Genomic DNA, 24,502 nt, shown 5'->3' on the forward strand with positions numbered 1-24,502 from the left:
TTCTGCCCATGGCCGGAGGCACCAAGTCGACCACGCGCTCGCGCGCGTCCTCGTCGTCCCGTGAAAGCGGGACGCGTGCTCCGTCGCGCACCCAGGCCACGACGAAGAAGCTCCCGCAGGTGGCACCGACGCCGGTGTTCCGTGAGCAGAACCCGCTCGTGACCTTCTGGCTCGCGATGGCGCACGGCGTCGGAGCGATGTTCCGGTTGCTCGGCAAGGAGACGCTCGAGAAGGACCAGCGGCGCGACGGCTTCCCGTTCCTGCTGTTCGTCCTCGCCATCGCCGGCGCGGTGGTGGAGTGGCTCAACCCGACGAACTCCGTCTCGGTGGCGCTCGACGCGTACACGTTCGGTGGGATCTTCGGCCGGCTGGCGTTCGCGCTCCCGGTCATCATGGTCGTCTTCGCGGGGTGGCTCTTCCGGCACCCGGCGTCGGTGCACGACAACACCCGCATCGGGATCGGCCTCGGGCTGCTGCTCGTGTCGATCGCGTCCCTCTGCCACGTGTTCGGCGGTCAGCCCAGTGCCGCCGACGGCATGCCCGCACTTGCCGCCGCCGGCGGGGTGATCGGCTGGGTCGTGATCGGGTGGCTCGTCACCGTCGCCACCGCGTGGGTCGCCGTCCCGGTCGCGATCGTGCTCCTCGTGCTCTCGCTCTTCATCATCACGAAGACCCCGCCGAACAAGCTCGGCCGTCGCTCGCACGAGCTGTACGCGTACCTGTTCGGCGCACCGGCTCCCGCCGCCGAGCCGGAGGAAGCCGTCGCCGAACCGCCGGCGCCGCGCGCGAGGGCCTCCAAGCGCGGGAAGAAGGGCGACACCGACTTCCAGCTCTTCGACGACCTCGGCTTCGCGGACGACAAGGCCGCGTCGACCGACGGAGACGGCGACGCGGACGGTGGCACCGTCCCGTGGTGGCGGCGCAACAAGTCCGGCCGTGAAGAAGACCCGGCGTACGACAGCCCGGTGATCACCGGGGCGACGTCGACCGTTCCGGGCGTCCCGGCGGCAGGCGCGGCGGGCGTTGCGTCCGCTGCTCCGGCTGCGAACGCGGGGGCTGCTGCCGGCTTGGTCGACCACACCCCGGCCGAGCCGGCATCGATCAACCTCAACGACTCCGTCGAGCACGACCTCGAGGTCGCCGAGCAGGCGCTCCGCGACTTCGGCACCGCCGTGCCGGATCGCCCTGTGGCGACCGAGGTGATCCGCCCGGACGCAGCGGTGTCCCCGGTGGTCTCCCCGGCGGCTCCGGTCTCCCCGTCCCTGCCGGTGGACGACGTCGCTGCTGCTGCAGTCGACGGTCTGCCGTCGGCGGCCGACGACGACGAGGACCCCTCAGCGCCCTACCGCCTGCCCGCCGCGACGACGCTGAGCTCCGGCTCGCCCTCGGTCGCACGCAGCCAGGCGAACGACGACATCGTCGCCGCGATCACCAGCGTCCTCACCGAGTTCAAGGTCGACGCGCGGGTCACCGGCTTCTCGCGCGGCCCGACCGTCACCCGGTACGAGATCGAGCTCGGCCCCGGTGTGAAGGTCGAGCGCGTCACGGCGCTCTCGAAGAACCTGTCGTACGCGGTCGCGTCGAACGAGGTCCGCATCCTCTCGCCGATCCCGGGCAAGAGCGCGATCGGTGTCGAGATCCCGAACACCGACCGCGAGACCGTGTCGCTCGGCGACGTGCTCCGGTCGAACGCGGCGCGCAAGTCGAAGCACCCGATGACCATCGGCGTCGGCAAGGACGTCGAGGGCGGCTTCGTCGTCGCGAACCTCGCGAAGATGCCGCACCTGCTCGTCGCCGGTTCGACCGGTTCGGGCAAGTCGGTGTTCATCAACTCGATGATCACGTCGCTCCTCATGCGGGCGAAGCCGTCCGAGGTCCGCATGGTCCTCGTCGACCCGAAGCGCGTCGAGCTCTCGATCTACGCGGGTGTCCCGCACCTCATCACGCCCATCATCACGAACCCGAAGAAGGCGGCCGAAGCGCTGCAGTGGGTCGTGAAGGAGATGGACATGCGGTACGACGACCTCGCGTCGTTCGGGTTCCGCCACGTCGACGACTTCAACAAGGCGATCGAGAACAACGAGATCATCCTGCCCGCCGGCAGCGAGCGGAAGCTCAAGCCCTACCCGTACCTGCTCGTGGTCGTGGACGAGCTCGCCGACCTCATGCTCGTCGCCCCGCGCGACGTCGAGGAGTCGATCGTCCGCATCACCCAGCTCGCCCGAGCCGCCGGTATCCACCTCGTGCTCGCGACGCAGCGGCCCTCGGTCGACGTCATCACCGGCCTGATCAAGGCGAACGTGCCGTCACGGATCGCCTTCGCCGTCACCAGCGTCACCGACTCCCGGGTCATCCTCGACCAGCCAGGCGCCGACAAGCTCATCGGTCAGGGCGACGCGCTCTTCCTGCCGATGGGGTCGTCGAAGTCGCTTCGTGTGCAGGGTGCGTGGGTGCAGGAGAGCGAGGTCGCCGAGGTCGTCCAGCACGTCACGCGGCAGGCCCGACCGGAGTACCGCCAGGACGTCCAGGCCGTGGTCGAGCGCAAGGAGATCGACGCCGACATCGGCGACGACCTCGAGCTGCTGCTGGCCGCCGTCGAGCAGGTCGTGTCGACGCAGTTCGGGTCGACCTCGATGCTCCAGCGCAAGCTGCGCGTCGGGTTCGCCAAGGCCGGACGCCTGATGGACCTCATGGAGTCCCGCGACATCGTCGGCCCGTCCGAGGGTTCGAAGGCCCGCGACGTGCTCGTCACGACCGACCAGCTGCCGTCCGTGCTCGCGAAGCTCCGCGGCGAGGAACCGCCCGCTCCCGCAGCGCCAGCCGCCGGCGGCGCCGCTGGTGGTGCCGGCGGTGCCGCTGGTGCCGGAGCCGGTGCTGCGTCCGGTGACGACGGCGATCGGTACGGCGCCGACCCGGTGGGGGACATGACCCGCGGGTACGATGAAACCGACGACGAGCCCGACGAGGACGCGTGGGGACTGACGGGCAGGGAGTGAGTGCGATGACCGCCTCGAACGGTACGGACACGTCGCACGGTGCCAGGTTCCCGTGGCGCGGACGACTGCTGCGGAAGGGCCCCGGGCCGGCTTCCACGGCGAACGTGGCCAACATCATCACGGTCGTGCGCATCTTCATGGCACCGCTGTTCTTCGTCCTGCTGCTGGCGGACGCCGGCAACGACGGCGCGCTGCGGATCTGGGCCGCGGTGGTCTTCGTCGTCGCCATCGTCACGGACAGTGCCGACGGCATCATCGCCCGTCGCCAGAACCTCGTCACGGACTTCGGCAAGCTCGTCGACCCGATCGCCGACAAGGTGCTCATCGGTGGTGCCCTGGTCGCGCTGTCGATCCTCGCCGAGCTGCCCTGGTACGTGACGGTCCTCATCATGGTGCGCGAGATCGGCATCACGGTGTTCCGTTTCGCGGTGCTGTCCGACCGGGTGATCCCGGCGAGCCGAGGCGGCAAGATCAAGACCGTGCTGCAGGCCGTGGCGCTGACCGCAGCGCTCTTCCCGTGGTGGAACCTGGTGGGCGAGTGGGCGCACTGGGTCAACGGTATCCTCATGACGGCCGCGTTCCTGGCAACGATCCTGAGTGGCATCGACTACCTCTGGCAGGCATGGAAGCACAACCGCAGCGCAGCGTGACCGACGAACCAGCACCCGTCCCCGTCCCGGTGGCCCCGGGACTCATCGCGGAACTCACCGCAAGGGGCGAGACGCTCGCCGTCGCCGAGTCGCTCACCGGAGGACTCGTCGTCGCCACCCTCGTGGACGTCCCGGGTGCGAGCGCCGTCGTCCGCGGCGGGGTCGTGGCGTACGCGACACCGATCAAGCACGAGCTGCTCCGGGTCGACGCCGAGCTGCTCGCGGCGAAGGGCGCGGTCGACGCCGAGGTCGCACGACAGATGGCAGCCGGTGTCCGGATCGCGATGTCGATCGACGGCGAACCGGCGACCTGGGGCATCAGCACGACCGGTGTCGCCGGGCCGGACCCGCAGGACGGCAAGGCCGTGGGCACGGTCTTCGTCGGGATCGCCTCGGCGGCGGGAACAGCGGCGTACGAGCTGCACCTCGACGGTGACCGGGACGCAATCCGGCACGCGACCGTCTCCGAACTCCTGGCACGGATGTCGTCCAGGATCCGGGCCCGGGAATAGGTCCCGTTTCCGCTGGGTTACATCTCACGAAATCTCCAGCGGTACAGCAGCCGGCCTCGCTAGCATGCTGCAACCGGCAACGCTATTGTTGCTCAACCCGAACTCGGCCAACCGGCTCGAGCGGGCGCGGAGACGACAGAGAGGAGGAGTTCTCATGGTTCTCGTTCGTCAGGAAATCGGCGACGTTCTGCGTGACTTCCGCTTGCAGAAGGGCCGGACCCTCCGTCAGGTCGCGTCCAAGGCAAGTGTCGCGCTCGGGTACCTCAGTGAGGTGGAGCGCGGGCAGAAGGAAGCCAGCTCGGAGATCCTCGCGTCCGTCGCGGACGCGCTGGACACGCCCATCTCGACCATCATGCGCGAAGTGGGCGACCGCCTCGCGGTGGTCGAGGGCCTCACCCCGGTCCCCGACACACTCCCCGACGACCTCGTCGCCGAGTTCGACAACGACCTCGCGGTGCGCTGACGCCACCGCTCCCGAACGCCCCCACCGGTCCTGCCGGTGGGGGCGTTCGTCGTAGGGTGGAACGATGCGCGTGAGTGAGTTCTGGCGAGCCGTCGACCAGGTGTTCGGTGACGCCTACGGTGCCGTCGTCAGTCGTGACGTCGTGCTCGAGGAGCTCGGCGGACGATCGGCGGCCGACGCCCTCGATGCAGGGATCGACGCGCGCCGGGTCTGGGACGCGCTCTGCGACTCGCAGGACGTCCCGCTGGACAAGCGGCACGGCAAGGGGCTCGCGGAGCCGCACGACTGATCTGGGCGCGCGGCGCGTGGCGCGTGGCGCGCGGCGCGCGGCGCGCGGCGCACTCGGCGCTTCCTGCGCCGTCGCCGACCTCGGGGACCGTCGTTGCATCCGAACACGTGTTCGGCGTGTTGCTCGAACGCGTGTTCGATTCGGTGGTAGCTTCCTCCACATCGACGCTGTTCGGGGATCCGTCCACAGATCGCGCGGTCGCAGGCAGTGATGTCGGTGGCCCGCCCTAGGTTCGGAGTCAACGGGAACAGCCCGAAGCCTTGTCACTGAAGCACTGGCCTTGCACCATCGGCCGGAGTGGACGCGACAGCCTACAGGCGGCCGACATCGAGCACGAAGGAGCACCCCCATGCCATCACCGGCAGACCGCGAGAAGGCCCTCGAGACCGCACTCGCTCAGATCGACAGGCAGTTCGGCAAGGGTGCGATCATGCGCCTCGGGTCGGACGAACGCGCCCCGGTCAACGTCATCCAGACCGGGTCGGTGGCGCTCGACGTCGCGCTCGGCATCGGTGGGCTGCCCCGCGGCCGCATCGTCGAGATCTACGGCCCGGAGTCGTCGGGTAAGACGACCCTCACGATCCACGCCATCGCCAACGCCCAGCGCGCCGGAGGCATCGCGGCCTTCATCGATGCCGAGCACGCGCTCGACCCCGAGTACGCGAAGAAGCTCGGTGTCGACATCGACGCGCTGCTGGTGTCGCAGCCGGACACCGCCGAGCAGGCGCTCGAGATCGCGGACATGCTCGTCCGCTCCGGCTCGATCGACCTCATCGTGATCGACTCCGTCGCGGCGCTCGTGCCCCGCGCCGAGATCGAGGGCGAGATGGGCGATTCCCACGTCGGCCTCCAGGCACGACTCATGTCCCAGGCGCTGCGCAAGCTCGCCGGTGGGCTGAACCAGACGCAGACCACGATGATCTTCATCAACCAGCTGCGCGAGAAGATAGGTGTGTTCTTCGGATCGCCCGAGACCACCTCCGGTGGTAAAGCGCTGAAGTTCTACGCCTCCGTCCGACTCGACATCCGACGCATCGAGACGCTCAAGAGCGGGACCGACGCCGTCGGCAACCGCACCCGCGTGAAGGTCGTCAAGAACAAGATGGCGCCGCCGTTCAAGCAGGCGGAGTTCGACATCCTCTACGGTGTGGGCATCTCGCGCGAGGGCTCGCTGCTCGACTTCGGTGTCGACCACGGCATCGTCAAGAAGTCCGGCGCCTGGTACACCTACGACGGCGACCAGCTCGGGCAGGGCAAGGAGAACTCGCGTTCGTTCCTGATCCAGAACCCGGAGATCGCTGCCGACATCGAGGGCAAGATCCTCGCGAAGCTCGGTGTCGGTGGGGCGAAGGCCGAGGCGGATGCCCCGGTCGAGTCGATCGCGCCGAAGATCGCGGAGCGCAAGGGCGCGTGACGAGCGACCACGACGACGACGCGGACCTCGCACCGGTCACTGACCTGTTCGGTGCGCGGTCCCGTCGTCGAACGGCGTCGGTGCCGGATTCGAGCAACCAGCCGCCCGTCCCGATCCTCGGGCGCGCGGACCGCGATGACAGCGCGGACGCTGACGCAGACACTCCGGTGCCGCTGCCGATCCAGGGTGCACGAGCCCAGGCCGAGTGGCTGTCGCCGGTCGTCGGTGACGACCCGGCTCGGGACACCCGCGCCGAACACGGCCGTGACGACGGTGGCGACGGTGACGTCGGGCACACGGATGCCGGTGCTGATGCTGGCGCATCGACCGCGTCGGTCTTCGCCATCGGCTCCGGCGAGGAGATCGACCCGGCCGACGCGCCGCGCCCGATCGACGAGCAGCGTGCCGATGCCGAGCGGCTCAGCATGCGTGCGCTCGGACGCAAGGGCGTGAGTACGTCCGAACTGCGGACGATGCTCGCGAAGAACGACCTCGATCCCGATGTCGTCGAGTACGAGATCGATCGCCTCGTGCGTGTCGGGCTGCTCGACGACGTCGCCCTCGCGACGGACCTCGTCGACCGCCTGCACGACCGGAAGGGCCTCGGTCGGCAGGGCGTGGTCGCCGAACTCCGACGGCGCGGGATCGACCAGGCCGCCATCGACGCCGCACTCGACGCAGCCGCCGACGACGAGGACGACGAGTTCGTTCGCGCCATCGAGCTCGCCCAGAAGCGTGCCGGACAGCTCCGTGGTCTCGACCGTGCGACCGCCGAACGTCGGCTGTCGGGGTTCCTGATGCGCAAGGGCTACAACGGCGGCGTCGTCCGGATCGCGGTCGAGCGTGCACTCGACGGCGGCGGGCGGCCGACGGGCGGTCCTCGCGGATCCGTCCGGTTCGAGTAGCAACGCCGTTCGGGCATCCCGGACCGATTTACACTGGGACGACCATGGCCACCGTCGAAGCGCGCCCCCGCACCTACGAAGTCCGCACCTACGGGTGCCAGATGAACGTGCACGACTCCGAGCGCCTGAGCGGGTCGCTGCAGGCCGCCGGGTACGTCGCGGCGGACGGTGAGCAGGCGGACGTCGTCGTGATCAACACCTGTGCCGTGCGCGAGAACGCCGACAACCGGTTGTACGGCAACCTGGGACAGCTCGCCGGCATCAAGCGGGAACACCCCGGCATGCAGATCGCCGTCGGTGGTTGCCTGGCGCAGAAGGACAAGAACGTCATCCTCGAGAAGGCGCCGTGGGTCGACGTGGTGTTCGGAACCCACAACATGGGGTCACTCCCGACACTGCTCGAGAGATCGCGGCACAACGACGAGGCCCAGATCGAGATCCTCGAGGCGCTCGACGTCTTCCCGTCGACGCTCCCGACGAAGCGCGAGTCGACGCACAGCGGGTGGGTCTCGATCTCCGTCGGCTGCAACAACACCTGCACGTTCTGCATCGTCCCGTCACTGCGCGGCAAGGAGAAGGACCGCCGCCCCGGTGACGTGCTCGCCGAGGTCCAGGCGCTGGTCGACGACGGCGCGATCGAGGTCACGCTGCTCGGTCAGAACGTCAACTCGTACGGGGTCGAGTTCGGAGACCGGCAGGCGTTCGGGAAGCTCCTCCGCGCGACGGGGCGGATCGAGGGCCTCGAGCGCGTCCGCTTCACCAGCCCGCACCCGGCCGCGTTCACCGACGACGTCATCGACGCGATGGCGGAGACGCCGAACGTGATGCCGCAGCTGCACATGCCGCTGCAGTCCGGGTCCGACCGGATCCTCAAGGCGATGCGCCGGAGCTACCGGAGCGAGCGCTTCCTCGGGATCCTCGACCGCGTGCGCGCGAAGATCCCGCACGCGGCGATCACCACCGACATCATCGTGGGGTTCCCCGGTGAGACCGACGAGGACTTCGAGGACACCCTGCGCGTCGTCGAGCAGGCACGGTTCGCGTCCGCGTTCACCTTCCAGTACTCGATCCGTCCGGGCACGCCGGCCGCCACGATGGACGAGCAGCTCCCGAAGCAGGTCGTGCAGGAGCGCTACGAGCGCCTCGTCGCCCTGCAGGAGCACATCACCGCCGAGGAGAACGCCGAGCAGGTCGGTCGCCGCGTCGAGGTGCTCGTCGCGACGGGCGAGGGGAAGAAGGACGACGCGACCCACCGGCTGTCCGGGCGTGCGGAGGACTCGCGGCTGGTGCACTTCGCCGTCCCGCAGGGCTCAGGGATCCCGCGCCCCGGCGACGTCGTGACGGTCGAGGTGACGCGGTCCGCGCCGCACTTCCTCATCGCCGACAACGACGGCCCGCTGCCGATCCGACGGACCCGTGCCGGAGACGCGTGGGACCGTGCCCAGGCCGAGAGCTGCGGCGTACCGACCCCGACCCCGGCCGCGCCCGTCGACGGGCCCCGCCCGGTCTCCCTCGGGCTGCCGTCCCTCCGTGTCGGACGCTGACCGCTCCGGCGAGGGTGCCCGTCACGCCGTCGCCCGCGATGTGCACGACACCGACCTGATCGCCGTCGTCGGTGCCACGGGGACGGGCAAGTCGGACCTCGGCATCGCGATCGCGGAGCGCCTCCGCGCCGCCGGCCGCGACGCCGAGATCGTCAACGCCGACGCGATGCAGCTCTACCGCGGCATGGACATCGGCACCGCCAAGCTGTCGGTCGACGAGCGTCACGGCATCCCGCACCACCAGCTCGACGTCCTCGACGTCACCGACGAGGCGAGCGTCGCCGCGTACCAGCGCGACGCCCGCGCGGACATCGACGCGATCCAGCGGCGGGGCGGGATCGCCGTGCTCGTCGGTGGCAGCGGCCTGTACGTCTCGGCCGTGCTGTTCGACCTCGCGTTCCCGGGCACCGACCCGGAGCTCCGCGCACGACTCGAACGCGAGCACGACGAGCTCGGGCCGGGCATCCTGCTGGAGCATCTCCGCGTCCTCGACCCGGCGGCCGCGTCCACGATCGACGCGCGCAACCCGCGGCGACTCATCCGCGCCCTCGAGATCGCGAGCCGATCCGAGGTCGTGACCCCGAGCCTCCCGTCCGCGCCCCGCGCCTGGCGACCCGCTCGGATCCTGCACCTGCAGCGCGAACGCGCGCAGCTGATCGAGTCGCTGCACGGGCGGGCGGCACGGATGTTCGACGCGGGCCTGGTGGACGAGGTCCGTGGCCTGCGGGACCTCGGGCTTGAACAGGGCCGCACGGCGCGTGCGGCGATCGGTTACTCGCAGGCGCTCGACGTCCTGCACGGGGATGCCACGGTCGAGCAGGCCGTCGAGGCGACCGGCATCGCGACCCGGAAGTACGCCCGCCGGCAGGTGTCCTGGTTCCGTCGGTACGCGGACGCCGAGGTCCTCGACGTGACCGGCGCCGACCGGGCCGCGTTGACGGACGCTGCCCGTAGGATCGTCCCGTGACCGAGCTGCACTTCACCAAGGGCCAGGGGACCGGCAACGACTTCGTCCTGTTCGCCGACCCCGACGCCACGGTCGACCTGACCCCGGACCGGATCCGGGCCATCGCGGACCGGCGTTTCGGTGTCGGCGGCGACGGTGTGATCCGCGCGGTGCGGTCCGAATCCTTGCCGGAAGGTCGCGCGCTCGTCGCCATCGACCCGGCCGCGACGTGGTTCATGGACTACCACAACGCCGACGGCACGGTCGCCGAGATGTGCGGCAACGGCATCCGCGTCTTCGCCCGGTACCTCACCGAGTCCGGGCTCGTCGACCTCGCGCCGGGGGAGACCCTGACGGTCGGCAGCCGCAAGGGGCTCGTCGACATCCAGCGCACCACGAACGGCTTCTCGGCCGACCTCGGCCGCTGGGGACTCGGGATCGAGGGCGGTGGCGCTGACGACGTCCTCGTCCGCGCGAAGAACCTCGACGGCGCGCGTCCTGGCCTCGGCATCGACGTCGGCAACCCGCACGTCGTCGTGGCCGTGGCGACCGACGACGAGCTCTCGGACCTCGACCTCACGTACGTGCCGGTGCTCGACCCGCTGCCTGCAGCCGGGGCGAACGTCGAGTTCGTCCTGCCCGGCGAACCGCTCGTCCAGGACGGCGTCGGCCAGATCACGATGCGAGTCCACGAGCGCGGGAGCGGCGAGACGCTGTCCTGCGGGACCGGAGCGGTCGCCGCGGCCCTCGCGACGCGGCACTGGGCTGGCAACGGTGCGCCGGACACCTGGCGCGTCCGCGTGCCCGGCGGCGTCGTGACCGTCCGCATGTTCGCGACCGAGGACGGCGAGCACGTCTCGCTCTCCGGTCCGGCAGACCTCGTCTTCTCCGGGGACCTGACCGTCTGACCCTGCTCGGGCGCTCGGGCGCTCTGGCGTCGGGGCGGTTGCCGAGACGCGAGACACGAGACGCGAGACGCCGCCGGAAATGGCGGTGTCTTGCGACCCGGGCGGCGTCTCGCGACCCGGCCCGCGCCGCAATGTCTCGCGACCCGGCCCGCGCCGCGATGCCGCCCGGCCCGCGCGCGACTACTCCGCGGTGCGGTGGACCCGCAGGACGCGGAACCCCTTCGCGGTCGTCGCGCGCGTGACGTGGAACGCCGCGTCGAGCGAGTCCCGCAGCCAGCGCTGCAGCGAGTCGCCGCCAAGGTCCTTCGACACGACGAGCCACGCGTCGCCGCCGACCTCGAGTCGGGGCAGCCAGGTCAGCAGGATCTGGTGCAGTTCGTCCTTGCCGACGCGGATCGGGGGGTTCGACCAGATCGTCCGGAAGCGCAGCTCGGCGGGAACGTCGTCGGGCAACGCGATCGAGACGTTCGAGGCGCCGGCGGCTGCGGCGTTCGCCCGCGCGAGACCGAGCACCCGTTCGTTGACGTCGACCCCCCAGACCTGCGCCTCGGGGGAGTGCAGCGCCATCGTGATCGCGATCGGACCCCAGCCGCAGCCCACGTCGAGGAGGGCGCCCTCGGGGGCGGGTGGCGGGACGGAACCGAGCAGGACGCGGGTGCCGCGGTCGAGGCCGTCGGGGCTGAAGACGCCCGCGGCGGTGGTCAGCGTGAGCGGTCGGCCCGCGAGGGTGACGTCGATCTGGCGGGGGCGAGCGTCGCTCTCCGGACTCGCTGAGAAGTAGTGGTCGTTCGCCATGGATGAACCGTACCGGCATCTCCGTGTGTCCCGAGCGCGGCGGAGGTAGCCTGTGGACAGCATGACGGAACCCACTGAGCACGACCAACCAACCACCGACGACAGCGCTGCCGGTGTCGTCGAACGAGTCCTGCGCAATGCCGACTCCCGGGCGTCATCGTCCGTGTTCGCACCCGCGCAGGCCATCCAGACCCGGTCGGTCGACGACCGCGGCTGGAACGGCGACGGCGACCAGTACGACCGCGAGGACCGCGCGGCCCTCAGTCGCGTCGCCGGCCTCTCCACAGAACTCGAGGACGTCACCGAGGTCGAGTACCGGCAGCTCCGGCTCGAGCAGGTCGTCCTCATCGGCGTGTACCCGCAGGGCGACGCCGCCGAAGCCGAGAACTCCCTCCGCGAGCTCGCGGCCCTCGCCGAGACCGCCGGCGCGGTGGTCCTCGACGGGCTGCTGCAGCGCCGGCCGAACCCCGACCCGGCGACCTACCTCGGCAAGGGCAAGGCCGAGGAACTCGCGATGGTCGTCAAGGCCACCGGCGCCGACACGGTCATCGCCGACACCGAACTCGCACCCTCCCAGCGCCGTGCGCTCGAGGACGTGGTGAAGGTGAAGGTCATCGACCGCACGGCCGTGATCCTCGACATCTTCAGCCAGCACGCGAAGACCAGGGAGGGCAAGGCGCAGGTCGAACTCGCGCAGCTCGAGTACCTCCTCCCGCGACTCCGCGGTTGGGGTGAGTCGATGTCCCGCCAGGCCGGTGGCCAGGTCTCCGGCGGTGCGGGCATGGGTTCACGTGGTCCTGGTGAGACGAAGATCGAGCTCGATCGGCGCCGCATCCACACCAGGATGTCGAAGCTCCGTCGGCAGATCGCCGGCTTCCGCCCCGCGCGTGAGGCCAAGCGCGCCGACCGGCACCGCAACGACGTCCCGAGCGTCGCGATCGCCGGGTACACCAACGCGGGCAAGTCCTCGTTGCTGAACCGTCTGACGAGTGCCGGCGTGCTCGTGCAGAACCAGCTGTTCGCGACGCTCGACGCCACGGTCCGCCGGACCGAGAGTGCGAAGGGCCGCGAGTTCACCTTCGTCGACACCGTGGGCTTCGTGCGGAACCTGCCGCACCAGCTCGTCGAGGCCTTCCGCTCCACGCTGGAAGAGGTCGGCGAGGCCGACGTCATCGTGCACGTGGTCGACGGGTCCCACCCGGACCCTGCCGCGCAGCTGGCGACGGTGCGCGAGGTCATCGGCGACGTCGGTGCCCGGGACATCCCGGAGATCGTCGCGTTCAACAAGTCGGACCTCATCGACGAGTCGCAGCGGCTCGTGCTCGTCGGCCTCGTGCCGGACGCCGTGTTCGTCTCGGCCCGGACGGGCGAGGGCATCCCTGAGCTGCTCGGGGCGATCGAGGCCCGGCTGCCCGAGCCCGACGTGTCCCTCACCGTGGTGATCCCGTACGACCGCGGTGACCTCGTGTCGTCGCTGCACGACGCGGGTGCGGTGGAGTCGGTCGACTACGTGCAGGACGGCACCCGGCTGAACGTGCGGGTCTTCCGTCGGCAGGTTGCCGAGCTCGACCCGTTCGTGGTCGCGTCCGTCCCGTCCGCCTGACGGGGACCGACCCCGACTGGAGGCGCGGTGCGGCCCCGCCTCGCCGGTCGCACAACGAAAGTCCCCCGGAACCACGCCATGGTGCGGTTCCGGGGGACTTTCGTTGTTCCGACGGCTGACGCGGCCGGCGTCAGCAGGGTCGTCAGAGTGAGCGGAGGACCGCCACGACCTTGCCGAGCACGGTGGCGGCGTCGCCGAGGATCGGCTCGAACGCCGTGTTGCGCGGGAGCAGCCAGGTGTGGCCGTCGCGCTGGCGGAAGACCTTGACGGTCGCTTCCTCGTCGAGCATGGCGGCGACGATGTCACCGTTCTCGGCGGTCTGCTGCGACCGGACGACCACCCAGTCGCCGTCGCAGATCGCGGCGTCGATCATCGACTCGCCGACGACCTTGAGCATGAAGAGGTCGCCCGTCCCGACGAGCTGACGGGGGAGCGGCACGATCTCGTCGATGTGCTGCTCGGCCGTGATCGGGACACCGGCGGCGATGCGGCCGACGAGGGGGACGAGCGTCGTCGCGTCGACGTCGGGGCCGTCGACGTCGGGGGTCGGCTCGTCGACGAGGACCTCGAGCGCACGGGGACGGTTCGGGTCGCGACGGATCCAGCCGCCGAGTTCGAGCTGGCCGAGCTGGTGGGAGACGCTCGAGAGCGACGAGAGGCCGGCAGCGTCGCCGATCTCGCGCATGCTCGGCGGGTACCCCCGGCTGGCGATCGACGCGCGGATCGCGTCGAGGATCGCCTGCTGCTTCGCCGTCAACGGCTTCTGGACCCGCAGTTCGTCCGCCACGTCGTCTCGCCCTTCGTCGGTGCCGGGAGCATGCCCACGGGAATGTCGGTGGTCCCCGTTTGACTTGTCCCAGTCGATCGAAACAGTATCCGACCGGTCCCCGCCGGACAAACACCTGTTCGAGCGTGTCGGCAGAAATCCCCCCAGAAATCTCCGCACAGGACTTGTGTGACCACGGATTCGAACGTATGTTCGGTACAGGACTTCGGTTCACCCGAACGGGAAGGCAAGAACGACATGAGCACCATCGCCATCGCTGACACCCAGCGCACCTCGGCTCCCGCTGTGCGGACGCGCCTGCGCCTCACGAGCCGCGGTCGATTCGTCATCACGACGCTCGTCGCGATCCCGCTCCTCATCGTCGTCGCCCTCGCGGTGCTCAACGGCGGTCAGGCCTCGGCCGGCAACGCCTCGGCGAACGTCCACTTCGACACCGTCACCATCCAGCCGGGCGAGACGCTCTGGCAGCTGGCGGAGGAGACCGCGCCGAACGCCGACCCGCGCGACTTCGTGCAGGACGTCATCAGCCTCAACGCGCTGGACGGCTCCGGGCTCCAGGCCGGCGAGCAGATCGCCATCCCGGCCAAGTACACCTCCGGCCAGTAGCACCGCGCGACACCACGGCTGCGGGAGTGGTCAGCACACCGTCCGGACGGCCGGTCGCATGATCAGTCACGCGGCCTACGATGGATCGGTGGCATTCACGCTCGAAGACCTCCCGATCCGAGACGACCTGCGCGGGCAGAGCCCGTACGGCGCCCCGCAGAAGCACGTCCGCGTGCAGCTCAACGTCAACGAGAACACGCATCCGGTGCCCGCTGACGTCGCCGAGGACATCGTGGCGTCGATCCGCCAGGCGCTGGCGACCGTGAACCGCTATCCCGATCGCGAGTTCACCGAGCTCCGTCAGTCGCTCGCCGACTACCTCCAGCACGGGCTCACCCCCGAGCAGATCTGGGCGGCGAACGGATCGAACGAGGTCCTGCAGCAGCTCCTCCAGGCGTTCGGCGGACCCGGGCGTTCCGTACTCGGGTTCCCGCCCACCTACTCGATGCACTCGATCCTCGCGGCCGGCACCGGCACCACGTGGATCCCGGCGCAGCGTGACGACGAGTTCCGGATCGCTCCCGAGACGGTCGTCGAAGCGATCGAGGAGCACCAGCCGGACATCGTGTTCCTCTGCGGCCCGAACAACCCCACCGGTACGCCCCTGCCCATCGAGACGATCACGGCCGCGTACGACGCCACCGACGGCATCGTCATGGTGGACGAGGCCTACGCCGAGTTCATGCCGTCCGACGTGCCGAGTGCGATCACCCTGCTCCCCGGACGCGAGCGACTCGTCGTGTCCCGCACCATGAGCAAGGCCTTCGCCTTCGCGGGCGCCCGCGTCGGCTACATGGCCGCGCACCCCGCGGTCATCGACGCCATCCGGCTCGTCCGGCTGCCGTACCACCTGTCCGTCCTCACGCAGGCGGCAGCGGTCGCGGCACTCCGGCACGCTCCCGAGATGCTCGCGATGGTCGACGACATCAAGCAGCAGCGCGACCGCATGGTGACCGAGCTGCAGGCGATGGGGTACCGCACCTACGAGACCTGGTCGAACTTCGTCCTCTTCGGAGGGGTGGCTGACCCGCACGCCGCGTTCGAGGCGCTCCTCGAGCAGGACGTCATCGTCCGTGACCTCGGCATCCCGGGCCACCTCCGGGTGAGCGCGGGGACGGAGGAGGAGACGACGGCCTTCCTCGACGCGATGCGCCGCGTGGCCGCCGACCAGCCGCCGGTTAGGCTTGGGGCATGACCGCGCGCACCGCCTCGATCCGCCGCAGCACGAGCGAATCGAGCGTCGAACTCGAGCTCGACCTCGACGGCACCGGCACGTCCGACATCTCGACGAGCGTGCCGTTCTTCGACCACATGCTGACCGCGTTCAGCAAGCACTCGCTCATCGACCTGCGGGTGCGCTCGACCGGCGACACGGACATCGACGTGCACCACACGGTCGAGGACACAGGCATCGTGCTCGGTCAGGCGCTCAAGCAGGCCCTCGGCGACCGGTCCGGCATCGGTCGCTACGGCGATGCCCTCGTGCCGCTCGACGAAGCCCTCGCGCAGGCCGTCGTGGACGTCTCCGGGCGGCCGTTCCTCGTGCACACGGGGGAGCCCGCCGGGTTCGAGTTCCACCGCATCGGCGGCCACTTCACCGGGTCGCTCATCCGGCACGTGTTCGAGGCGATCACCTTCAACGCCGGGATCACAGTGCACGTCCGCGTCCTCGAGGGTCGCGACCCGCACCACATCGCCGAGGCGGAGTTCAAGGCGTTCGCCCGGGCGATGCGGAAGGCGGTCGAGCTCGACCCGCGCGTCGACGGCATCCCGTCCACGAAGGGTGCGCTGTGACCGAGCCGAGCACGCCGGACGACAGCGCCACCGACCGCAGCACGACGGGCGCGAAGCCGAACGTCGTCGTCCTCGACTACGGCTCCGGCAACGTGCACTCCGCCGCCAAGGCACTCGAGCGCGCCGGCGCCGCCGTGACGCTGACCTCCGACAAGCAGGCCGCGCTCAAGGCGGACGGCCTGCTCGTCCCCGGGGTCGGCGCGTTCGCCGCGGTCATCGACCAGCTCGAGGGCGTGCAGGGCGGCGAGATCGTCGACCGACGGCTGGCCGGCGGCCGTCCGGTGCTCGGCATCTGCGTCGGGATGCAGGTCCTCTTCTCGCGGGGCATCGAGCGCGGTGCCGACGTCGAGGGGCTCGGACAGTGGCCGGGGACGGTCGAGCAGATCCAGGCCGACGTCCTCCCGCACATGGGCTGGAACACCGTCGAGGCGCCGGAGGACTCGGTGCTCTTCGACGGCCTGCACGACGAGCGCTTCTACTTCGTGCACTCGTACGGCGTGACCGACTTCCCGCTCGAGGCGTACGGGCCGTTCCGCGCGCCGCGCCTGACCTGGGCGGAGCACGGGCAGCGCTTCGTCGCCGCCGTCGAGAACGGCCCGCTCACCGCAACGCAGTTCCACCCGGAGAAGTCGGGGGAGCCGGGCATCCGCCTGCTCCGGAACTGGGTGAACTCGCTCTAGACCCGGCGACGGCCGGGCGCTGGCCGCTCACCGGAGCCGCCCCGCGCCTCCAGGCCGACAGTCGCAAGCCGACCGCCGGACCTCCCGGCCCCGCAACGAAACCGACAAGGACCATGACCGACCTCATCGCGACCCCGCCCCTCGTCCTGCTGCCCGCCGTGGACGTCGTCGACGGCCAGGCGGTGCGCCTCACCCAGGGCGAGGCGGGCAGCGAGACCTCCTACGGCGACCCGGTCGCCGCGGCGCGTACGTGGCGCGACCAGGGCGCGGAGTGGATCCACCTCGTCGACCTCGACGCGGCGTTCGGCCGCGGCGACAACCGCAGGGTGATCGCGCACGCGGTGCGTGAGGTCGAAGGGGTCGCGGTCGAGCTGTCCGGCGGCATCCGCGACGACGCCTCCCTCGAGGCGGCACTCGCGACGGGAGCGGCCCGGGTGAACCTCGGGACGGCCGCGCTGGAGAACCCCGAGTGGGCGGCCCGCGTGATCCGCACGTACGGCGAGCAGATCGCGGTGGGGCTCGACGTCCGGGGGACGACCCTCGCGAGTCGCGGCTGGACGGAGGACGCCGGGGACCTGTGGGAGGTGCTCGACCGACTCGAGGAAGCCGGCTGCGCCCGGTACGTGGTCACCGACGTGACGAAGGACGGCACGCTGCAGGGCCCGAACGTGGAGCTGCTCCGCGAGGTGTGCGATCGCACCGACCAGCCCGTGGTGGCCTCCGGCGGCATCTCGACGCTCGACGACCTGCGTGCGTTGCGTGCCCTCGTGCCGCACGGGCTCGAGGGTGCGATCATCGGCAAGGCGCTGTACTCCGGGGCGTTCACGCTGCCGGCCGCCCTCGACATCGCTTCGGAGTAGCCGGGTGGCGGGGATCTCGAACGGCCGCGGGACCGGGCCGGCTGCCCCGGACCAGGCGCACAACGACGACGTCCACACCGACGACGCGCACACTCCCGGCGGCGCGGCCGACTCGGCCGGCTTCGCGTGGGACGGTCGCTCGTTCGACCACCACGACACCGCGTTCGACGACGACGACGGCCTCGCCGACCCGGCGCTGATCGCTGCGATCGCGGCCCTGCCTGACGGCGGCTCGCAGCGCGTGATCGTCGACGCGCTCCGCAGCGCCCGACTGCTCATCCCGCTCATCGCCGAGGCCGGCGACGTCGGACACACCGACGCCGGCCAGCTCGTCGACAAGACGCAGGAACTCTCGATCGTCACGGTCGCCGGGCCGGACGGTCGCAGCGTGATGCCCGCGTTCACCTCGGTGGAGGCGATGCGCTCCTGGGACGCCGATGCCCGACCGGTGCCGGTGGAGTCCCGCCGCGTGGCGATGGCCGCGGCGAGCGAGGACACCCAGCTCGTCGTGCTCGACCCGACGGCGCCGACCGAGTTCGTGCTGCGGCGCCCCGCGGTGTGGGCGCTCGGGCAGGACCTGCCCTGGACACCCTGCTTCGAGGACCCGGAGGTCGCGCAGGCCTTCGCCGACTCCGTCGTCGGCGAAGGGGCGGTGGCGCGGGTCGAGCTGGCACCGGGGGACCCGCTCGGCCGGTTCGCCGGTGCCGAGCTGACGGTGGGGCTCGCGCTCCATCCGGGGCTCGACCAGGAGCAGGTGCGGGAGCTCGTCGGTCGCCTCCAGCAGCGCTGGACGGCGGACGCCGTCATCGCGGACCGGGTGGACAGCATGCGGGTGGCGTTGCGCCGGGCGTGATCCGTGCCTCCAGGCCAGAACCGGACTGGAGGCGCGACTCGCCTCCGTCTGTCGCGTCGCCGGTACGGCGGTGCGGCCCGGGTCTCCGTCACAGCGCCGGTACGGCGGTGCGGCCCGGGTCTCCGTCACAGCGCCGGTACGGCGGTGCGGCCCGGGTCTCCGTCACCACGCCGGTACGATGGCCGGGTGAGCACGAACCCGACGACCACCCCCGGAGCCGGCGAGACCACCTACGGTCCGACCGGACGGCCCGTCCGGCAGTTCGCGGTGCCCGAGGAACTCGACGGTCACGGCCCCGCTCGCATCATCGCCCTCTGCAACCAGAAGGGCGGCGTCGGCAAGACCACGACGTCCATCAACCTCGGCGCGGCACTCGCGGAGTACGGCCGCAAGGTGCTGGCGGTGGACTTCGACCCGCAGGGCGCGCTGTCCGCGGGCCTCGGGGTGCGGACGCACGACATCCCCACGATCTACGACCTGCTGATGGGGTCGATCAAGGACCCGAACCAGGTCATCCAGCCGACGAACACGCCGTACCTCGACGTCATCCCGGCGAACATCGACCTGTCCGCGGCCGAGGTGCACCTGGTGAACGAGGTCGCGCGGGAGCAGATCCTCGCGAGCGTGCTCCGGAAGGTCGCCAAGGACTACGACGTGATCCTCGTCGACTGCCAGCCGTCGCTCGGGCTGCTGACGGTGAACGCCCTCACGGCGGCGCACGGCGTGCTCATCCCGCTCGAGTGCGAGTTCTTCGCGCTCCGTGGTGTGGCACTCCTCATCGAGACCATCGACAAGGTGCGTGACCGGCTCAACCCGGCGCTGCAGCTCGACGGCATCCTCGCGACGATGTACGACTCGCGCACGCTGCACTCGCGCGAGGTCATGGAGCGCGTCGTCGACACCTTCGACGACCGCGTGCTCGACACGGTGATCGGGCGCACGGTGAAGTTCCCGGACGCGACCGTCTCGGCCCGGCCGATCACGCAGACCGCTCCGGACCACGCCGCCGCGCACTCGTACCGGCAGCTCGCACGGGAGCTCGTCGAGCGTGGCGCCGTCGCCTGACGACAGCTCGCCGTCGCCTGACGACAGCGACACGCGCGGCCGTGCATCCGACGCTCCCGCGGGCACGACGACCGCGCCCGGCTTCCGGGTCCGTCTGCGGAACTTCGACGGACCGTTCGACCTGCTCCTCTCGCTGATCACCAAGCACGAACTCGACATCACCGAGGTGTCGCTCGGCGCGGTGACGGGGGAGTTCATCCAGTACGTCCGGCTGGCGGAGTCCCAGGACGAACTCGACGAGGCCAGTGAGTTCCTCGTCGTCGCGGCGACGCTCCTCGACCTCAAGATCGCCGGGCTCCTGCCACAGGGGGAACTCGTCGACGCCGAGGACGTGGCGCTGCTCGAGGCGCGGGACCTGCTGTTCGCCCGGTTGCTGCAGTACCGGGCGTTCAAGCAGGCCGCCGACTGGTTCGGGTCCCGGTGGCTGACCGAGTCGCGCCGGCACGTGCGGAGCGTCCGGCTCGAGGAGCGTTTCCGAGCGCGGACGCCCGAGCTCGTCTGGACCCTGTCCGTGCAGGACTTCGCGGCCTTGGCCACGATGGCGTTGGCGCCGCGGGAGCTCCCGACCGTCGGACTCGACCACCTGCACGCGCCGCTCGTGAGCATCCGGGAGCAGGCGGCGATCGTCGTCTCGATCCTCCGGACCCGTGCCGACGAGGACGTCTCGTTCCGTGAACTGGTCGCCGGTGTCTCGGAGACGGGTATCGTGGTGGCTCGCTTCCTCGCGATCCTGGAGCTGTACCGGAACGCATCCATCTCGTTCGAACAGCTCGAACCGCTCGGGGAGCTCACGCTCCGCTGGACCGCCGACGACTGGTCCGACGAGAGCCTCGCCAACCTGGGAGCCGACTATGACGGATGACGTGGCAGACGCGTCGCGCGCTGGTGCGTCGCGCGCCGGTTTGTCGAGCGCCGAGCCCGGTGGTGCGGACGAGATGGCGGACGCCCGGGCGATCGAGCACGAGATCCACGAACGGCGCGAGCAGGCGCAGCAGGCGCACGCCGAGCCCGAACAGCCCGAGCCCGAACAGCCCGAGGCGCACGTCCCGCACCCGGAGATCCCGATCGACCGACAGCTCGAGGCGATCCTCATGATCGCCGACGAGCCGCAGTCCCTCGTGGCCCTCGGCACGGCGGTGAGCGCGCCGGTGCCCGCGGTCCGGCAGGCAATCGAACGCCTCGTCGCCGACTTCGACGGTGTCGACGGCACGATCCGGCGCGGGTTCGAACTCCGCGAGGTCGGCGGAGGCTGGCGCTTCTACGTCCGCGAGGACCTGGACGCTGTCGTCGAGCAGTTCGTCGAGGCCGAGCGCCCCTCCCGGCTGTCGCAGGCCGCGCTCGAGACCCTCTCGGTCGTCGCCTACAAGCAGCCGATCACCCGCTCGCAGATCGCCGCGATCCGCGCCGTGAACGTCGACGGGGTCGTCCGCACCCTGGTCGCCCGAGGACTCATCGAGGAGTCGTTCACGGACGCCGAGACCGGCGCCATCAACTACGTCACGTCCGACCTGCTCCTGCAGCAGCTCGGCATCAACTCGCTCGACGAGCTGCCGCTCATCTCGCCCCTCCTGGACGACGGTGCCGACGGCTTCGAGCAGAACGAAGGGATCCCCGATGGCCGCGTATGAGGAAGAACGACGAGGCGGCCCACGAGGCGGGTCCGGTCGCGATGGTGGCAGCCGGCCTGGAGGCCCGTCCCGCGACCGCAACGCCGGCTCCGGCCGTGCAGGTGGCCGGCCTGGTGACTCCGGTCGCGACGACCGCGGCGGGTACCGGGGCCGCGACGAGCGTCCGGCTCCCGGCCGCCGTGACGACGACCGTGGCGGCTACCGCGGCCGTGACGAGCGTCCTGCTTCCGGTGGCGGCTACCGCGGCCGTGATGAGCGTCCGGCTTCTGGTGGTGGCTACCGGGGTCGTGATGAGCGTCCGTCGTCCGGTGGCGGGTACCGGGGTCGTGACGAGCGTCCGTCGTCCGGTGGCGGGTACCGGGGTCGTGACGAGCGTCCGGCTTCTGGTGGTGGCTACCGGGGTCGTGATGACCGTCCGGCTTCGGGTGGTGGATACCGGGGCCGTGACGAGCGTCCCGCGTCCGGCGGGTACCGCGGCCGCGACGACCGTGGGGGTGACCGCGGACGCTTCGTCGGACGCGACGACGACCGCCGCGGCAGCGAGCGCGGCGGCTTCGTCCGGCGCGACGACCAGCAGCGCGACGACCGTGGTGGCTACCGCGGCCGTGACGACCGCCGCGACGACCGCCGTGATGCGCCGCGCCGCACCGACGACCGCCGTGAGGCTCCGCGTCGCGACGACGACCGTGGTGGCTACCGCGGCCGTGACGACCGCCGCGACGACCGCCGTGAGGCTCCGCGTCGCGACGACGACCGTGGCGGCTACCGCGGCCGCGACGACCGTCGTGAGGCTCCGCGTCGAGACGACGACCGTGGCGGCTACCGCGGCCGCGACGACCGCCGTGACGCTCCCCGTCGCACCGATGACCGCGGCGGGTACCAGGGGCGTGACGACCGGCGTGACGACCGGCGTGACCCGGCCCGCGAGGACCGGCGCACCCCGGACGGCCGTCCGAGCAGCGTCTGGCACAACGGCCGCCGCTACGTCGGCGGCACCACGACCGCGCGCAACAGCGACCGCAACCGTGGCACCGGCCCCCGCACCCCGGACCGTCGCACGACACCGCAGCCGGAGGGTGCCCGTGACCAGTCCGGCGCCCCGCTGGAGGGCACGCCGGAACGGCCCATCATCCCCGACTGGGACGCATCGGAGGGGACGGCACCTGCCGGAGCCGAACCGGGCCTCCAGGCAGAGGGCGAGCGCCTGCAGAAGGTGATCGCCGGTGCGGGCGTGGCATCCCGACGAGTCGCGGAGAACCTGATCGTCGAGGGCCGCGTGACGGTCAACGGCGAGGTCGTCGACGCGCTCGGCCGCCGGGTCGACCCCGCAACCGACGAGATCGCCGTGGACGGGGTGCCGGTGCAGATCGACGCATCGCGTCGGTACATCCTCCTCAACAAGCCGACCGGCATGGTGTCGAGCCTGCAGGACGAGCGCGGTCGTCGCGACCTGTCGGAGTACGTCGACCGGTACGAGGAACGCCTGTTCAACGTCGGCCGACTGGACACCGAGACCTCCGGGCTCATCGTCCTGACGAACGACGGTGACCTCGCGCACGTCCTCGCACACCCGTCGTTCGGTGTGACGAAGACCTACATCGCGAAGGTCCGCGGCAACGTGAACCCCGCGACGGTGCAGCGGCTGCTCGACGGTGTGGAGCTCGAGGACGGGCCCATCGCCGCCGACAAGGTGCGCCTGCTGGAGTCCTCCCGCGGGGAGTCGCTCATCGAGATCACCCTGCACTCCGGCCGCAACCGGATCGTCCGCCGCATGCTCGACGAGGTCGACCACCCGGTGCTCGAACTCGTCCGCCGCTCGTTCGGTCCGCTGCAGCTCGGGTCGCTGCCGATCGGCAAGACCCGTGAGCTCTCGACGGTCGAGCTCGGCAAGCTCCTCCGCATCGCCCGTGAGGCGAAGGGTTCTGCACAGGGCGACGAGGGCGAGGAGTCGGCGGACTGACGCATCGGTAGGCTTGCCGGGTGACCGACCCCACGCCCCTGTACGCCGAACCGGACATCGACCGGCGGCTGCGGGGACCCGTGCGCATCGTCGGCACCGGCCTGCTCGGTGCGTCCATCGGCCTCGCGCTCCGCGAGAAGGGTGTCGACGTCGTCCTCGACGACGTGTCGCCTGCCGCGCTGGCGCTCGCCGTGGACTACGGCGCCGGCCGTCACCCCGCTCCGGGCGACGCGCCGGAGCTCGTCGTGGTGGCGGTCCCGCCGGACGTCGTGGCGACGGTCGTCGGACGCGAGCTCGCGGCCTGGCCGGACGCCGTGGTGACCGACGTCGCCAGCGTGAAGTCCGGCCCCCTGGCCAGCCTCGTCGCGGCCGGCGCCGACGTCAGCCGGTACATCGGGTCGCACCCGATGGCCGGTCGTGAGCGCAGCGGCCCGACCGCGGCCCGCGCCGACCTGTTCGTCGGCCGCCCGTGGGTGGTCGCCGGGCACGACGGCATCACCTACCAGCGCGCCGCGCTGGTCGAGGACCTGGCCCTCGACGTCGGTGCGACGGTGGTCCCGATGGACCCGCGGTCGCACGACCTCGCGGTGGCCTACGTCTCGCACGCGCCGCAGCTCGTCTCCACGCTGATGGCGTCACGGTTGCGCGACGCCCCCGAGGGCTCGCTCGAGCTCGCCGGCGGCGGTGTCCGCGACGTCACGCGCATCGCCGCGAGCGACCCCGGGCTCTGGGTGCAGATCATCGGCGCGAACGCCGGCAACATCCGGCCGGTGCTCGCCGACCTCCGCGACGACCTCGACCGCGTGCTCGAAGCACTCGACGACCCGTCGGCGTCCGGCTCGCCCCGTGCCCTGGCCGAGACGATCGCGGCGGGCAACCGCGGCGTCGAACGGCTGCCGGGCAAGCACGGCACCACCAGGCGTTTCGCCCAGGTGGTCGTCCTCGTGGACGACACCCCCGGGCAGATCGCCGCACTCCTCACGTTCATCGGGGAGATCGGCATCAACCTCGAGGACATGCGCCTCGAGCACTCACCGGGCGCACCGATCGGCATCGTCGAGGTGTCGGTCGTGCCCGAGCAGGAACAGCGGCTCGTCGAGGAACTCGAGGGCCGCGGATGGAGGATCGCAGCAGCATGGGCCTGAACGACGACACCGACGCCGCCACGAACGCGGCCGTGCAGGACTCCGGGGTGACCGGCGGCCCGGACGCGCCGGACACCGGTCTGCCGAGCCCCGACGACC

The 24,502-nt window shown here is 71.0% G+C and carries 24 protein-coding genes; 22 read left to right on the top strand and 2 right to left on the bottom strand.

Annotation, left to right across the window (positions count from 1 at the left end; genetic code table 11):
- The first annotated feature begins 8 nt into the window (after positions 1 to 8).
- The 10 genes from DEJ28_RS06055 to dapF all read left to right on the top strand — a co-directional run bounded on the left by DEJ28_RS06055 (position 9) and on the right by dapF (position 10,627).
- Complete coding sequence (locus DEJ28_RS06055; RefSeq protein ID WP_111115646.1) at positions 9 to 2,996, top strand: FtsK/SpoIIIE family DNA translocase; 2,988 nt, start codon at positions 9 to 11, stop codon at positions 2,994 to 2,996.
- Positions 2,997 to 3,001: 5 nt separating this feature from the next.
- The gene (gene pgsA, locus DEJ28_RS06060; RefSeq protein ID WP_502866945.1) at positions 3,002 to 3,646 is read left to right on the top strand and encodes a CDP-diacylglycerol--glycerol-3-phosphate 3-phosphatidyltransferase; all 645 of its coding nucleotides are present in this window, start codon (positions 3,002 to 3,004) and stop codon (positions 3,644 to 3,646) included.
- Complete coding sequence (locus tag DEJ28_RS06065) at positions 3,619 to 4,158, top strand: CinA family protein (protein ID WP_111115644.1); 540 nt, start codon at positions 3,619 to 3,621, stop codon at positions 4,156 to 4,158. The genes pgsA and DEJ28_RS06065 overlap by 28 nt, the downstream gene beginning before the upstream one ends.
- Positions 4,159 to 4,312: 154 nt before the next feature.
- A complete protein-coding gene (locus DEJ28_RS06070; RefSeq protein WP_058742950.1) occupies positions 4,313 to 4,621 on the top strand; it encodes a helix-turn-helix domain-containing protein in 309 nt (102 codons plus the stop codon).
- Positions 4,622 to 4,685: 64 nt separating this feature from the next.
- A complete protein-coding gene (locus tag DEJ28_RS06075; protein WP_111115643.1) occupies positions 4,686 to 4,910 on the top strand; it encodes a DUF3046 domain-containing protein in 225 nt (74 codons plus the stop codon).
- Between the two features lie 349 nt (positions 4,911 to 5,259).
- Positions 5,260 to 6,324 (top strand): recombinase RecA, encoded by a 1,065-nt coding sequence (recA, locus tag DEJ28_RS06080; RefSeq protein ID WP_111115642.1) that lies wholly within the window; start codon positions 5,260 to 5,262, stop codon positions 6,322 to 6,324.
- A complete protein-coding gene (locus DEJ28_RS06085; RefSeq protein WP_111115641.1) occupies positions 6,321 to 7,229 on the top strand; it encodes a regulatory protein RecX in 909 nt (302 codons plus the stop codon). Before recA ends, DEJ28_RS06085 begins: the two co-directional genes overlap by 4 nt.
- 44 nt (positions 7,230 to 7,273) lie before the next feature.
- Positions 7,274 to 8,773, top strand: coding sequence for a tRNA (N6-isopentenyl adenosine(37)-C2)-methylthiotransferase MiaB (miaB, locus tag DEJ28_RS06090; RefSeq protein WP_111115640.1), 1,500 nt, complete (start codon positions 7,274 to 7,276; stop codon positions 8,771 to 8,773).
- A gap of 40 nt (positions 8,774 to 8,813) precedes the next feature.
- Entirely contained in the window at positions 8,814 to 9,740 is a 927-nt protein-coding gene (gene miaA, locus DEJ28_RS06095) for a tRNA (adenosine(37)-N6)-dimethylallyltransferase MiaA (RefSeq protein WP_111115697.1), read from the top strand.
- The gene (gene dapF / locus DEJ28_RS06100) at positions 9,737 to 10,627 is read left to right on the top strand and encodes a diaminopimelate epimerase (protein ID WP_111115639.1); all 891 of its coding nucleotides are present in this window, start codon (positions 9,737 to 9,739) and stop codon (positions 10,625 to 10,627) included. The genes miaA and dapF overlap by 4 nt, the downstream gene beginning before the upstream one ends.
- Positions 10,628 to 10,807: 180 nt before the next feature.
- On the opposite strand, the gene DEJ28_RS06105 is transcribed toward dapF, so the two are convergent.
- Complete coding sequence (locus DEJ28_RS06105; RefSeq protein WP_111115638.1) at positions 10,808 to 11,422, bottom strand: class I SAM-dependent methyltransferase; 615 nt, start codon at positions 11,420 to 11,422, stop codon at positions 10,808 to 10,810.
- A gap of 61 nt (positions 11,423 to 11,483) precedes the next feature.
- Here DEJ28_RS06105 and hflX point away from each other — a divergent pair, with 61 nt between their 5' ends.
- Positions 11,484 to 13,025, top strand: coding sequence for a GTPase HflX (gene hflX, locus DEJ28_RS06110; RefSeq protein ID WP_111115696.1), 1,542 nt, complete (start codon positions 11,484 to 11,486; stop codon positions 13,023 to 13,025).
- Between the two features lie 142 nt (positions 13,026 to 13,167).
- Here hflX and lexA read toward each other — a convergent pair whose 3' ends face one another.
- On the bottom strand, positions 13,168 to 13,812 hold the full coding sequence (lexA, locus tag DEJ28_RS06115) for a transcriptional repressor LexA (RefSeq protein WP_111115637.1): 645 nt from the start codon (positions 13,810 to 13,812) through the stop codon (positions 13,168 to 13,170).
- Between the two features lie 237 nt (positions 13,813 to 14,049).
- On the opposite strand from lexA, the gene DEJ28_RS06120 reads away from it, so the two are divergent.
- The 11 genes from DEJ28_RS06120 (at position 14,050) to DEJ28_RS06170 (ending at position 24,403) form a co-directional block, all read left to right on the top strand.
- The gene (locus DEJ28_RS06120) at positions 14,050 to 14,418 is read left to right on the top strand and encodes a LysM peptidoglycan-binding domain-containing protein (RefSeq protein WP_111115636.1); all 369 of its coding nucleotides are present in this window, start codon (positions 14,050 to 14,052) and stop codon (positions 14,416 to 14,418) included.
- Positions 14,419 to 14,506: 88 nt separating this feature from the next.
- On the top strand, positions 14,507 to 15,613 hold the full coding sequence (locus tag DEJ28_RS06125) for a histidinol-phosphate transaminase (protein WP_111115635.1): 1,107 nt from the start codon (positions 14,507 to 14,509) through the stop codon (positions 15,611 to 15,613).
- Positions 15,610 to 16,212: an imidazoleglycerol-phosphate dehydratase HisB gene (gene hisB, locus DEJ28_RS06130; RefSeq protein ID WP_111115634.1), complete on the top strand. Its 603-nt coding sequence runs from the start codon at positions 15,610 to 15,612 to the stop codon at positions 16,210 to 16,212. Before DEJ28_RS06125 ends, hisB begins: the two co-directional genes overlap by 4 nt.
- A complete protein-coding gene (gene hisH, locus DEJ28_RS06135) occupies positions 16,209 to 16,892 on the top strand; it encodes an imidazole glycerol phosphate synthase subunit HisH (RefSeq protein ID WP_111115633.1) in 684 nt (227 codons plus the stop codon). The genes hisB and hisH overlap by 4 nt, the downstream gene beginning before the upstream one ends.
- 113 nt (positions 16,893 to 17,005) lie before the next feature.
- Positions 17,006 to 17,752, top strand: a complete 747-nt coding sequence (priA, locus tag DEJ28_RS06140; protein ID WP_111115632.1) for a bifunctional 1-(5-phosphoribosyl)-5-((5-phosphoribosylamino)methylideneamino)imidazole-4-carboxamide isomerase/phosphoribosylanthranilate isomerase PriA — start codon at positions 17,006 to 17,008, stop codon at positions 17,750 to 17,752.
- Positions 17,753 to 17,756: 4 nt separating this feature from the next.
- Positions 17,757 to 18,605 carry an SseB family protein gene (locus DEJ28_RS06145; protein ID WP_111115631.1) on the top strand — a complete coding sequence of 283 codons (849 nt, stop codon included), beginning with the start codon at positions 17,757 to 17,759 and terminating at the stop codon, positions 18,603 to 18,605.
- 186 nt (positions 18,606 to 18,791) lie between these two features.
- Positions 18,792 to 19,670 carry a ParA family protein gene (locus tag DEJ28_RS06150; RefSeq protein WP_111115630.1) on the top strand — a complete coding sequence of 293 codons (879 nt, stop codon included), beginning with the start codon at positions 18,792 to 18,794 and terminating at the stop codon, positions 19,668 to 19,670.
- Positions 19,654 to 20,532, top strand: coding sequence for a segregation and condensation protein A (locus DEJ28_RS06155; protein ID WP_111115629.1), 879 nt, complete (start codon positions 19,654 to 19,656; stop codon positions 20,530 to 20,532). The genes DEJ28_RS06150 and DEJ28_RS06155 overlap by 17 nt, the downstream gene beginning before the upstream one ends.
- Entirely contained in the window at positions 20,522 to 21,298 is a 777-nt protein-coding gene (scpB, locus tag DEJ28_RS06160) for an SMC-Scp complex subunit ScpB (protein WP_502866946.1), read from the top strand. The genes DEJ28_RS06155 and scpB overlap by 11 nt, the downstream gene beginning before the upstream one ends.
- A gap of 1,204 nt (positions 21,299 to 22,502) precedes the next feature.
- Complete coding sequence (locus DEJ28_RS06165) at positions 22,503 to 23,258, top strand: pseudouridine synthase (RefSeq protein ID WP_258368068.1); 756 nt, start codon at positions 22,503 to 22,505, stop codon at positions 23,256 to 23,258.
- Between the two features lie 20 nt (positions 23,259 to 23,278).
- Positions 23,279 to 24,403 carry a prephenate dehydrogenase gene (locus tag DEJ28_RS06170; protein WP_258368059.1) on the top strand — a complete coding sequence of 375 codons (1,125 nt, stop codon included), beginning with the start codon at positions 23,279 to 23,281 and terminating at the stop codon, positions 24,401 to 24,403.
- Positions 24,404 to 24,502 lie beyond the last annotated feature (99 nt).

Source organism: Curtobacterium sp. MCPF17_002 (assembly GCF_003234115.2).
Lineage (GTDB): Bacteria > Actinomycetota > Actinomycetes > Actinomycetales > Microbacteriaceae > Curtobacterium.